Genomic DNA, 12,758 nt, shown 5'->3' with positions numbered 1-12,758 from the left:
AAGTAGATATTTAAAAAGGCGAAAAAATATTTAATTTTTCGCCTTTTTACTTTAAACCATATTTAATTTTTTAAAAATAAAATACATTTGCAACAAATCTAAAATTTAAAATAAATAAAATCAATGAATGCTGTTCTAATCGCCGTTTTAATAATGCTTATTCTTTCAGGACTTCGGGTACATGTTTTAATTAGTTTATTGGTGGGATCTATTACCGCTGGTATATTAGCAAACATGTCTCTGTCTCATACTATGGAAGCCTTTAACGAAGGAATCAAAAATGGCGCATCAATTGCATTGTCTTACGCATTGCTGGGTGTATTTGCAATTTCTATCTCAAAATCTGGATTGCCGCATGCCTTGTCTAACATTATTATAAATAGCCTAACCCATGGCGGTAGTAAAACTAAAATAAAATGGCTGTTGATTACCGTTATTGGTTTAGTTAGTATTTCTTCTCAAAATATTTTACCTATCCATATTGCTTTTATACCTATTTTAATTCCTCCTTTATTGTTTGTAATGGCTAAATTAAATCTAGACCGAAGAATGATGGCCTGCATTATTTCATTTGGTTTAGTTACCCCTTATATGTTCCTTCCGATTGGATTTGGTAATATCTTTTTAAATGAAATTCTAATGGCAAATATATCTAAAGCAGGTATGGATGTATCCAATGTTAACGTTATGGAAGCTATGAGTATTCCTGCTCTAGGTATGTTATTCGGGTTGCTTTTTTCAATTTTTATTTCTTACAGAAAGCCGAGAAAATACAGTGAGGGTAAGATAAAAAATACGGAAAAGCTAGAAATTAAATTAAATAAAAGATCCATTTATATATGTTTGATTGCCATTGTAGTAGCATTTGCCGTGCAACTATATTCAAACTCTATGATTTTAGGTGCTCTCGCTGGGTTTTTATTATTTGTTGGTACGGGAATTATTAAGCGTAAAGAGGTTGATGATACTTTTGTGGAAGGTGTTAAAATGATGGCTATGATCGGTTTTGTTATGATAACTGCCCAAGGATTCGCAGAAGTTCTTAATGAAACCGGTGAAATACCTAGCCTTGTAAACGCCAGTATTTCTTTATTTTCAGAAAATAAAATTGTAGCATCCTTCTTTATGTTACTTGTGGGTTTAATTATTACTATGGGGATTGGTTCATCTTTTTCAACCATTCCTGTAATAGCTGCAATTTACGTTCCCTTATGCATAAAAATGGGCTTTTCTCCTATGGCAACGGTATGTTTAATTGGTGCAGCAGGCGCCATTGGAGATACCGGATCACCTGCTTCTGATTCTTCTTTATCTGTTACAGCCGGGCTAAATATCGATGGTCAACATGATCATATAAAAGACACTGTTATACCAACATTTATACATTATAATATACCTCTTTTTTTAGCCGGATGGATTGCATCCTTAATGTTATAAAAAATATTTTGTAGTCTTTGTGATATATTATCAATCTAGATATAGTAATTATTTACAATATCTAGATTGATTTTTTTTAATATAGAAATATTTTACGTGTAAAATATTTATCAATGGGGAAATTCAATTTGAGCCAAACGAACAAACTCAATGATTTCAAATGTATTATTATAAATAATATAAAGTCCTAGAATACTTAATACTATACACAAAATATTATAGTATTTTTTTGAAGAATTTCTATAGAAAGACCATCCCAGAAGAATTGGTACAATAAATATGAAATGCCCACCGTAGATTATACTTTCAAATAAGCCCAATTTCAAGATCATATGAAGAAAAAAATCAACACCAAAAGAAATTACAGGTATCCAAATTAATCTTGATTTATAATTTTTAAATATGCCGATTAGCATTATTATAATAATTGCAAATATGCATAAATACTGCGTCCAAGAATCATAAAAATAAGAATATATTCCTCCTAAATTTTCTGTACCCCAAACATTAGTTTTTGAAAGATAAACTTTAGGAAATAAAATATTACCACCAAAAAATTGTGAAATAAAATATTCATGAATCCCATGTTTTAGATTTTTTAGAAATGCAAACATTTCAGCCCTCTCCATATTAACACCTAAAAATTCAAGCACTCTAAACCTAAGGGAAGCAAGTATTATTAAAGCAATTAATAGTGATGAAATAAATAATTTTTTAAATACATTAACATAATTCTTCTTGCTAAGCTTATTCTCAAATAAAATTGGAATCATTGCTTTCGGCGTATTAGTTATGGTTTGTCCTCCAATCAATGTTCCTATAAAAACATAATATAAGGTATGAATTTTTTTATTATTAGAAATAAAATAAGAAACTAAAAATATATTAAGCGATAGTAAAAATAACGAGAAAGTAAATGTTTCTGGTGTAAATGAAAGTAATAAATTACATGTATAAAATGTATACGGAAAAATAATAATTAAAGTTTCTTTTATATTTAATTTTAAAATTTTAGTTAAATATTTATATACGAATAAATTTGAATAGGAAACAAAAAAAGCGCATAAAAAAACTACTATTAAAGTATATATTTTAGGACTATACCCTACTGCATTAATAATATAATTTAAACAAATAATAGGAAAGTATAAAATTCCATTGATGGGGTGTGTCACTTCAAACATACTTCCATATTTTAAACATATGGAATTATCAAATCCAAAGTACATATCAACTCTACCATCTTTATCAATAATATCAGTTGTAAGAGATAAATAAACTCCAATTGGATAATATAAAATCAATGAAAATAATAAAACTAAATATTCATACTTGGTTTTAGGTAAAAGAATTGATAAATAATCTGTAATGACAGTAAATTTACGCTTTTCCATAAAATGCAGTTTTTTTTAATAGTTATAAATATTTGTAAAATATTAATTTAAAAATAATTCTATTATATATTTTTTAATTTTCTCGCAACTTAAATAAAATAAATTAATTCTCACATTAGAATCCATTATAAATATGATAAATATATACTTTATCATTCATAATTCAATATAACAAAATATCATTAAATTCTTTCAATAATAATAGCGCTAGCACCTCCACCTCCGTTACAGATCGCAGCTGCACCATATTTTCCATTTTTTTGTTTAAGTACATTTATAAGTGTTACAAGTATGCGTGAACCACTATTCCCGAGAGGATGCCCCAAAGAAACAGCTCCACCATTTACATTAATTTTGTCCAATGATAAATTTAAAATTTTTGCATTCGCCAATCCTACCACTGAAAAAGCTTCATTAAATTCAAAATAATCTATTTGATCTAAAGAAAGATTTGCTTTCTCCAATGCTAGAGGAATTGCTTTGGAAGGTGCTACTGTAAATTTAGAAGGCTCGTAAGAGGCATCTGCATATCCTATAATTTTAGCTAAAGGTTGTAAATTCAATTCTTGTGCTTTTTCCATTGACATTAAAACTAATGCAGAGGCTCCATCGTTTAAAGTAGAAGCGTTCGCAGCAGTTACAGTTCCTTCTTTAGAAAATACAGCAGAAAGGCTTTTCAACTTATCAAAATTAATTTTTTTATATTCCTCATCTTCTGATATTACAATTGGATCTTGTTTCCTTTGAGGAACAGGGACGGAAACAATCTCATCCTTAAACCTCCCCTCTTCCCAAGCTTCTTTTGCCCTAGTATAGGAAGCAATTGCAAATTCATCTTGTTCTACTCTTGAAATCCCATATTCTTTGGCGCAAATATCTGCAAAACAACCCATATGTTTTTGATCATATACATCCGTTAAACCATCTTTAATTAGTCCATCTAACATTTTTTGATCTCCAAATTTGCTTCCAATTCTTCCATTGGTTATATAATAGGGAACTTGGGACATGGATTCCATTCCTCCAGCAATTACCGTAGTATTATCTCCTGCCTTTATGGTTTGAGCTCCTAATATTACTGACTTCAACCCCGAAGCACATACTTTATTTATAGTTGTACAAGGTATTGTAGAAGACAAACCTGCTTTTAATGCAGCTTGTCTTGCAGGAGCTTGCCCAACATTGGCTTGTAAAACATTTCCCATAAAAACTTCTTGAATTTGCGAAGGACCTAAATTTATTTTTTTTAAAGCTCCTTCGATAGCTATAGCGCCTAATTCAGTAGCAGATAAAGAAGAAAGGCTTCCTAAAAAACTTCCTATGGGGGTTCTTACTGCAGATACTATTACAACTTCTTTCATTTATATTATATTGGAATGGTTTAATTAAAAGTAAATTTACCAATTATAACCTCAAAACCATACATTTATTTTATTTGGAAGTACAAATATTCATAAATCAGAAACTTTACAGCTACTTTTTTTGCATAGTAATATAATCTTTAATTAAAATATTTTCAAATATTTCTGAAATATTTGAAAATTAAAATATTTTTTCTATTTTTAATCTATGGAATTACAAGAGGCTAAAGAAAAATATATTCAAACTTGGGGGACCTTGGCTTCTCAATGGGGAACCAATCGTACCATGGCACAAATTCATGCATTATTGTTAATAAGCCCAAAAGCTCTATCAACAGAAGAAATTATGGATGAATTAAAAATTTCAAGAGGAAATGCAAATACAAATATTCGTGCTTTGTTGGATTGGGATCTTATAACTAAAGAACTAGTCCCTGGAGATAGAAAAGAATATTTTAAAGCAGAAAAAGATATTCTTGAGATGTTTAAACGTATTGTAAAGGAAAGAAAAAAAAGAGAATTGGAAAGCATTATTTCAACCATGAATGAATTAAAGGAAGTAAATGATTCTACTAACGAAGGAAAAGAGTTCAAAAAAGTTATAGCTGAAATTTACAAGGTAACTAAAAAATCCAACCGCATCATCAATTCCATACTTAAACTGGAAAACTCATGGTTTTTTGATAAAATTTCAAAATTATTGAATTAATCATTTATAATTAAATAAAAACCCTAACCACCTTATGAATTTTTTAACTGCTGAATGGAGAAAATTAGTAATGATTAACTTTATTATACCTCCAGATATAATTAGTGATTTTGTACCTAAAGGAACAAAGATAGATTTATGGAATGGAAACTGCTATGTTAGCTTAGTAGGTTTTATGTTTTTAAACACTCGTGTTCTAGGCATTCCTATCCCTTTTCATATAAATTTTGAAGAGGTAAACCTTCGTTTTTATGTGAAGAGAGAGGAGAGCAACTTAGTTAAAAGAGGGGTAGTTTTTATTAAAGAAATTGTCCCTAAAAATGCAATAACCTTTGTTGCAAATACTTTATATAAAGAAAATTACAAAACTTTACCCATGTCTCACCAATGGAATTTAGAAGATGATTTAGCCATTAAATATAATTGGAAATTTAAAAATAAAAATTATTTTATGGAAGCTATTGCATCTTCTAAAAAAGAACAACTAGGTATTGGAACTGAGGCTGAATTTATTGCTGAACATTATTGGGGTTATACAAAAGTCAATCCGCTAAAAACAACTGAATACGAAGTAACTCACCCCAAATGGGAAAAATATCAAATTAAAGACTACAACTATTCTATAGATTTTGGAGAGCTTTATGGAGAGCGTTTTTCCTTATTAAACGAACTAAAACCTTCTTCTGTATTCTTAGTTGAAGGTTCTGAAATAGCTGTTCAAACATTTAGGACGATTCATTAATAGTTAAAAAAATAATTAGATTTAATTTTTGGCTGTACATTTACAAAAAATTTAAGGTTTTGATAAAAATTGGCAAAATAAATTTCCCAGAATTTCCTTTTCTATTAGCTCCTATGGAAGACGTAAGCGATCCTCCTTTTAGAAGGCTCTGCAAAATGGAAGGTGCTGATTTAATGTATTCTGAATTTATCTCTTCAGAAGGTTTAATTAGAGATGCTATAAAAAGCAAAAAAAAATTAGAGATTTTTGACTATGAACGCCCCATTGGTATACAGATTTTTGGAGGAGATGAAGAAGCTATGTCTCTTTCCGCTAAAATTGTAGAGACTGTACAGCCGGATTTACTAGATATAAATTTTGGTTGTCCAGTTAAAAAAGTTGCCTGCAAAGGTGCTGGTGCCGGTGTTTTAAAGGACATTGACCTAATGGTAAAACTTACTAAAGCAGTGGTAAATAGTACCAAACTTCCGGTAACAGTAAAAACCCGTTTGGGATGGGATGAAAAATCTATTAATATTGATGAAGTTGCTGAACGCTTACAAGATGTAGGTATTCAAGCTCTTACAATTCATGCACGTACTCGATCACAAATGTACAAAGGTCATTCCGATTGGAATTATATTGCTAGGGTTAAAAACAACCCCCGAATCCAAATCCCTATTTTTGGAAACGGAGATATTGACTCTCCAGAAAAAGCGCTTGAATTTAAAAATAAATACGGTGTTGATGGTATAATGATAGGTAGAGCAGCCATAGGAAACCCGTGGATATTTAAACAAATAAAACATTTTTTTAAAACGGGAGAATTACTCCCCCCTCCTACACTAAAAGAAAGGATTGAAGCAGTTAAAAAACATGCGCTTTGGTCTACGGAATGGAAAGGAGAACGAACAGGTCTACTTGAAATGCGACAACATTATTCCAATTATTTTAGAGGAATAGCTGATTTTAAACCCTATAAATCTCAGCTACTATCCACCCTAAGTATAGATGAGTTAAATTCTATTTTCGATACGATTTTGACAGAAAAAGATATTCATTGATTTATATTACTTATTAATAATAATTAATATTAATTAAGATCACCGTTACATATCCTAATGCATAAGCTAAATATACAAAAGCTGTACCTATCCCGGCCAAGATGCCACTTGCCCAGCCTTTTCTATCTTTATCGTTTTTAATACTCATTCCCTCATAATCCGTAAATTCCTCTTCTACAGTTTGATTAAGAAGTTCTAATAATTTTTTCTTATTTGTTATTTCAGTTGAAAATAAAACTTCTCCTTTATAATTTATGATCTTCCATCTTTTCTTGGAGTCTTGCGCTAAAAAATTTTGAGTGAGTTCATTAAATTCAATATTTAGATAGTTTTCAGTTAGTTCTTCACCATTTAAATTCAATAACTTACTTCTTTTTTCTATAGTTGCTATAAAAACTCTTTGAGGGGTATCTTCTATATGGTCGTATTGAAACGGAACTAATAAAGTACCATCATTTTTAACAACTCCAAATTTCATATTCTCTTGTTTAATGCTATATGAATTTTGACTTAATAAATAATCTTCCCCTAGACCTCGGGAGTTATCTAAACTTACAAAAAATATTTGTCCATCCTCCTCTTGAACCTTTATGAATTTGGAAGATAAAGCAACTATATTAGTATAATTTATCGGTAATATTTCCTCATTATTATAGTTTATCAACCCCCACTTATCCCCATTTTTTACTTTAAAAAAAGATTTACCTAAAGGAATAATTTCATTCCAAACCACTGGAATGATTACTTTACCAGTATTTATGTTAATCATTCCAACAAAATTATGACTATCAAATACCTTTGCTAGATAAGGATCTTCTTTTCTAGATGGACGCATATATTCAATAGATTTATACAACGGTGGTATAACTTCCTTTCCATCTATACTTAAAGTACCATAAAGTCCATTTTTCTGCACATGATAATACGAAGGGCTGATAGAAAGAATCTTGTCATATTTATAAGAAGTATAATCATTTTTATTGCTAACTAATACAACTACTGATTCTGATTTTTTATCGGGTTTTCCTATAATTATAATTTTATTCTCATTAAAATTTTCGATAGGTACATGAATCTTTTCAAATGTATATGGAGATGAGATAATTATTCCTTCCTTAGAATAAATGATCCATTGATCTTCCTTATAAGCAGCAAACCCATCATCATTGATGGCTTTAATTTTATCATATAAGATTGGAATTATAACTTTATTTTCATATTCATTTACTACCCCATAATTTCCTTTTTTCTTTTTAATAATTAATTTTTCATTTCTAATTATTTTAGTGGAATCATGAACTGGAGAATAAAAACTATATAAGTGTAAAGAATGTAAAATTAAAATAAATAAGACCCAACCATATTTTTTCATAGTTCTGTGATAATAATTATAAATATTGAGTAAATACTATTTTAAGATAACGAAGAAAAATTACAATTCAGTATAATATTTTACAATTTCATAAATTCAAAAATGAAAATTTAATATTGTAATAACTACTATTGTATTTGTGTTTAAATATAAATTATTGAATAATATTATATTTCATTTAATTTTATTCTAGGTTAAATTAATACTTATAGTTTTATCTTATTTTTATATTTTTGATTTATTAAAAAAAATATACTTTGGAAAAAGAAATACTCTATCTACTAGCACTTTACAATTGTCCAAAGATTGGTGAAAAATTTATAAAAAAAATGATTCATAAATTTGGATCTGCTAAAAATGCTTGGTTCGCAGATCCTAAAGATTTATTGACTATACCAAATTTAGGAAAATCAAATATTCAATTTATCGGTGATGAAAATTATTTTTCCCAAGCTGAAAAACAGTTGCAAGAATGTACGAGTAATAACATAAATATAGTTCATTTATGGGAGAGTCATTATCCATTTCTATTAAAACAATGCCCAGATGCACCCATATTCCTTTTTTATAAAGGAAATATAAATTTTAATTTACCCAGTATTAGCATTGTTGGCACACGCAAAATGACTTCTTACGGAAAATTATTCACTGAAAATTTAATTGAATGCCTAAGCACTAAAAAAATAAACATCATAAGCGGTTTAGCCTTGGGTATTGATGGGTGTGCTCATAAAAAAGCCGTTGAAGTTAATATTCCTACAATCGGTGTATTAGCGCATGGATTAAATCAATTGTACCCACCTCTACATGAAACATTGGCTATGAATATGTTAAAAAATGGAGGCTTAATTTCAGAATATCCGGTTCATACTAAACCTGAAAGAACACATTTTATACAGAGAAATAGAATAATAGCCGGTTTATCATCCATAACTATTATTATTGAGTCAGCATACGGTGGTGGCGCAATTAGCACCGCAAAATTTGCAAATTCCTATAATCGAGAAGTTTTCGCTTTACCAGGAAGAATCACTGATATTTCAAGTCAAGGTTGCAATCAATTAATAAGAAATTTAGAAGCTCAAATAATTACTCAACCTAAAGATATTCTTTCATTTTTAGGAGACTCAATAAACAAAATAAAACAACCGGAACTATTTCCAAATCTGCTTGAAGATGAAGAAATAATTTACAAATATTTAAAAACAAACGGTAATACTTCAATAGATACTTTAGCTGTAGAACTTAGTTTAAGTACTTTTCAACTTATGCCCATCCTACTAAATTTAGAACTAAAAAATATAATTAGATCCAATCCTGGAAAATATTTTGAAATCGCATAATATATTATTTCTTATCTTAAGTCAAGAATTTTTTGTTATACAACAAATAAGTTTGCATTAAAATTTACAATCAATGAAAAATATTTTAATAACTATTACCTTAGTACTTACAACAATTTTAATTCCTGCTCAAAAATTAACCTTAGATCCTAACCATGCCAAACTAAAATTTGACGTCACACATATGACTATTTCCACCATAGATGGCGAGTTTAAAAAGTTTTGGGTGGATTTAGATTTTAATAATCCTGATTTTTCTGATGTTAAATTTACAGTAATTTCAGATATCAATTCTATAGACACTGGAATTGAGGCAAGAGATAAACACTTAAAGTCCGCGGATTTCTTTGATGCAGAAAAATATCCTAAACTAAAATTTATTAGTACCTCAATAATTAAAGAAAAAAAGGATAACTATGAGTTAAAAGGTAATTTAACCCTACACGGAATTACAAAACCTGTTAGTTTAAAAGTTAAATACAACGGTTCAATCTTAAATCCTATGACAAATCTTAAGACCTACGGTTTTACTATTTCAGGTAGATTTAAAAGATCAGATTTTGAAATTGGCAATAATTTCCCAGAAAACATAGTCAGTGATTATGTGAATATATATTCCAATTTAGAATTCACAGCCAATTAGTTTTAACTTTTAAGATTAGTTCAAATTATAAAACAGATTCATAAATAATATATTATCAATATAAAATTCGCAATAAAAACCCTTATATCAATCCTTAAAAAGATTATATTTATACAAAAAAACAATAAAAAATATTATTATGGCACAATGGACAATTGACAATTCGCATTCCGAAGTATTCTTTAAAGTAAAGCACATGGTAATTTCAACGGTTACAGGTGAATTTACAAGCTTTAAAAGTTCAATAGTTTCAGAAACTGATGATTTTACCAATGCAAAATTTGAATTTTCTGCGGATATAGATTCCATAAATACTAAGATTACTGATAGAGACAATCATTTAAAATCCGCTGATTTTTTCGATGCGGAGCAATATCCTACCTTAAGCTTTCATAGTATTTCTGGACTTCAAAACAATTCAATAAAAGGGAATCTTACTATAAAAAATGTAACTAAAGAGATTACTCTAGAAGTTGATTTTGGTGGAGTAATTAATGACCCTTGGAATAACCAACGGGCCGGCTTTGAAATGACAGGTAAAATTAGTCGTAAAGAATTTGGATTGACTTGGAACCAATTAACTGAAGCTGGAGGTATGGTTGTTGGAGATACGGTTAAACTTATCATTAATGCTGAATATATTTCTCAGAAATAAGTCAAAAAGAAGTGCATTAAACGTTTAATGCACTTCTTTTATTTAAGTAAATTGAAGGAATAATTTGAATTCATCTCTAAAATTATTTAATCTAATAATCTTACCCTATAAACAAATTCAATATTCCCAGCCAATTGCCAAAATTTTCAGACATATTTTTTTCCGTTTTAATAAATTTCATTAATTTTTTATAAGCCAACCTCATTAAATGACAAGTATAAAAAGCTACTTTGTATAGGATTTATTAACTCAATGGCATAATTAAATTAAATTGACATTAAAAAAACTTCAATTATCAATTTTGACAAGGATAAAATTGATAACTTTTGTCGTTGTAAAATATTAATGTTCTGGGAATTTTTAGCAAAACACTAAGCTAAAAACTGATTGTACATTTCTTGTACACATACAATAAATTATATTTTTCAGCAGTTTATATACTACTATGAGACTTTCAAAATTTATATTACTAGCTACATTATTTTTATTTTTGTTTTCCTGTGGCACTAATTATACTCCTACCTATAAGAATGCTACGGTAAGTTGGTATGGCAAACCATTTCATGGTAGAACAACAGCTAACGGAGAAAAATATAATATGCATAAGCTAACAGCTGCACATAAAAAACTACCCTTTGGAACAAAAGTGTTGCTTATAAATCCAGAAAACAATAAAAAAGTAATCGTTAGAATTAATGACCGGGGTCCTTTTGTTGCAGGTAGAGAATTTGATTTGAGCAAGAAAGCTTTTAGTAAGTTAGCTCCTAATCAGCGAGGAATTTTAAAGGTGAAATATAAAATTCTAAAATAATTTTAACTTAAATCTTGAATGTTAGAAATTTACTTTTCTAATAAATTCTTAATAAATTGGATGACTGCGTCTTTATCATTATATGGAAACCAGTGTACCGATATATCTTTCCTATACCAAGTTAATTGACGTTTGGCATATCTACGTGAATTTTTCTTTATTTCTTCGATTGCTTTATCCAAGCTTATATCTCCATCTAAATATGAAAATAACTCTTTGTATCCTACCGTTTGTAACGCATTTACATGCCGATACGGTAGTAAAGTTTTAACCTCTTCCAACAAACCATTCTGCATCATTTGGTCTACTCTTAGGTTTATTCTATTGTAAATAATTTCCCTTGGAGCTTCTAAACCAATTTTTATGGTTGAAAAATCTCTTGATTTCAAATTATTTTTCCTAAAAGAACTAAATGGTTTACCTGTACTTCTAAATACCTCTAAGGCACGAATTACACGCATCGGATTCTGATGATCTGCAATTGCATAATATTCAGGATCCACTTTCTTTAATTCAGATACTAGAAAACCTATTCCTATTTCATTAAGCTCACTTACAAGGCTATTTCTAATTTCTGGATCTACATCCGGAAATTCATCCAAACCTTCATTTATCGCTTTTTCATAAAGTCCAGAACCTCCAACCATCACTAATTGATCGTGCTTTTGAAAAAGAAAATTTATGACTTCTATGGCCTCACTTTCAAAATCGCCCACTGAATAGTCTTGCTTAATGCTTAAATTTTGAATAAAGTGATGAGGAACCATATCCAATTCTTCATCAGAGGGACTAGCCGTACCCACTTTCATTTCTTTATAGAATTGACGGCTATCACAAGAAATGATTTCAGTATTTAAGTATTGGGCTATCTGTATTGATAAACTGGTTTTTCCTATGGCCGTAGGCCCGACTATAGAAATAAGCTTCTTATTTGATGACAATGATAGATTCTTTTTGTTTTTCCCATTCTCTAAACTTATCTACTTCTTTGAATAATTTTGATAATGCCAAAAAAGTAAGAGTAATATCATCTAATATTCCTATCCCAACTAAGAAACCAGGGATCAGATCCAAAGGAGAAATTACATATACAATAACAAATAATGATATAAATATATTTTTAATTCCAGGTTTATAATGTCCCATTAAAGAAGCTCTAAGCATTCTGTATAAATCTGGAAACTTAGATACAAATCTTCGATGGGTAAATATTATTCCTATTAATTTTTTTAATTTCATTTAAATGCT

The 12,758-nt window shown here is 29.1% G+C and carries 13 protein-coding genes; 8 read left to right on the top strand and 5 right to left on the bottom strand.

Features of this window, described 5'->3' with window-relative positions; genetic code table 11:
* Positions 1-123 precede the first annotated feature (123 nt).
* Positions 124-1,437, top strand: a complete 1,314-nt coding sequence (locus ETU08_RS08765) for a Na+/H+ antiporter family protein (protein ID WP_146262652.1) — start codon at positions 124-126, stop codon at positions 1,435-1,437.
* Positions 1,438-1,547: 110 nt separating this feature from the next.
* On the opposite strand, the gene ETU08_RS08760 is transcribed toward ETU08_RS08765, so the two are convergent.
* Together ETU08_RS08760 and ETU08_RS08755 are read right to left on the bottom strand one after the other, a co-directional pair.
* A complete protein-coding gene (locus tag ETU08_RS08760; RefSeq protein ID WP_146262651.1) occupies positions 1,548-2,831 on the bottom strand; it encodes a DUF6080 domain-containing protein in 1,284 nt (427 codons plus the stop codon).
* 182 nt (positions 2,832-3,013) lie between these two features.
* Complete coding sequence (locus tag ETU08_RS08755; RefSeq protein ID WP_146262650.1) at positions 3,014-4,192, bottom strand: acetyl-CoA C-acyltransferase; 1,179 nt, start codon at positions 4,190-4,192, stop codon at positions 3,014-3,016.
* A gap of 208 nt (positions 4,193-4,400) precedes the next feature.
* Between ETU08_RS08755 and ETU08_RS08750 the strand changes: the two genes are divergently transcribed.
* The 3 genes from ETU08_RS08750 to dusB are packed head-to-tail and all read left to right on the top strand — an operon-like array spanning position 4,401 to position 6,686.
* Complete coding sequence (locus ETU08_RS08750) at positions 4,401-4,901, top strand: GbsR/MarR family transcriptional regulator (protein WP_146262649.1); 501 nt, start codon at positions 4,401-4,403, stop codon at positions 4,899-4,901.
* Positions 4,902-4,935: 34 nt separating this feature from the next.
* Positions 4,936-5,643, top strand: coding sequence for a YqjF family protein (locus ETU08_RS08745; protein WP_146262648.1), 708 nt, complete (start codon positions 4,936-4,938; stop codon positions 5,641-5,643).
* A 59-nt stretch (positions 5,644-5,702) separates the two neighbouring features.
* Positions 5,703-6,686 carry a tRNA dihydrouridine synthase DusB gene (dusB, locus tag ETU08_RS08740; protein WP_146262647.1) on the top strand — a complete coding sequence of 328 codons (984 nt, stop codon included), beginning with the start codon at positions 5,703-5,705 and terminating at the stop codon, positions 6,684-6,686.
* Positions 6,687-6,699: 13 nt separating this feature from the next.
* On the opposite strand, the gene ETU08_RS08735 is transcribed toward dusB, so the two are convergent.
* Positions 6,700-8,058 carry a WG repeat-containing protein gene (locus ETU08_RS08735; RefSeq protein WP_146262646.1) on the bottom strand — a complete coding sequence of 453 codons (1,359 nt, stop codon included), beginning with the start codon at positions 8,056-8,058 and terminating at the stop codon, positions 6,700-6,702.
* Positions 8,059-8,315: 257 nt separating this feature from the next.
* On the opposite strand from ETU08_RS08735, the gene dprA reads away from it, so the two are divergent.
* The 4 genes from dprA (at position 8,316) to ETU08_RS08715 (ending at position 11,510) form a co-directional block, all read left to right on the top strand.
* Positions 8,316-9,401 carry a DNA-processing protein DprA gene (dprA, locus tag ETU08_RS08730; protein ID WP_146262645.1) on the top strand — a complete coding sequence of 362 codons (1,086 nt, stop codon included), beginning with the start codon at positions 8,316-8,318 and terminating at the stop codon, positions 9,399-9,401.
* Positions 9,402-9,474: 73 nt separating this feature from the next.
* Entirely contained in the window at positions 9,475-10,044 is a 570-nt protein-coding gene (locus ETU08_RS08725; RefSeq protein WP_146262644.1) for a YceI family protein, read from the top strand.
* Between the two features lie 136 nt (positions 10,045-10,180).
* On the top strand, positions 10,181-10,699 hold the full coding sequence (locus ETU08_RS08720; RefSeq protein ID WP_221410549.1) for a YceI family protein: 519 nt from the start codon (positions 10,181-10,183) through the stop codon (positions 10,697-10,699).
* A gap of 445 nt (positions 10,700-11,144) precedes the next feature.
* Positions 11,145-11,510: a septal ring lytic transglycosylase RlpA family protein gene (locus ETU08_RS08715; RefSeq protein WP_146262642.1), complete on the top strand. Its 366-nt coding sequence runs from the start codon at positions 11,145-11,147 to the stop codon at positions 11,508-11,510.
* Positions 11,511-11,539: 29 nt separating this feature from the next.
* Here the strand turns inward: ETU08_RS08715 and miaA are convergent, their stop codons facing one another.
* Together miaA and ETU08_RS08705 are read right to left on the bottom strand one after the other, a co-directional pair.
* Positions 11,540-12,451, bottom strand: a complete 912-nt coding sequence (miaA, locus tag ETU08_RS08710; RefSeq protein ID WP_260391080.1) for a tRNA (adenosine(37)-N6)-dimethylallyltransferase MiaA — start codon at positions 12,449-12,451, stop codon at positions 11,540-11,542.
* Positions 12,438-12,749: a YkvA family protein gene (locus ETU08_RS08705; protein WP_146262641.1), complete on the bottom strand. Its 312-nt coding sequence runs from the start codon at positions 12,747-12,749 to the stop codon at positions 12,438-12,440. Before ETU08_RS08705 ends, miaA begins: the two co-directional genes overlap by 14 nt.
* Positions 12,750-12,758 lie beyond the last annotated feature (9 nt).

It is taken from the genome of Apibacter muscae (assembly GCF_007845635.1).
Classification (GTDB): domain Bacteria; phylum Bacteroidota; class Bacteroidia; order Flavobacteriales; family Weeksellaceae; genus Apibacter; species Apibacter muscae.
Note: the sequence above shows the minus strand (reverse complement) of the source record. Positions and strands in the feature narration are given on the sequence as shown.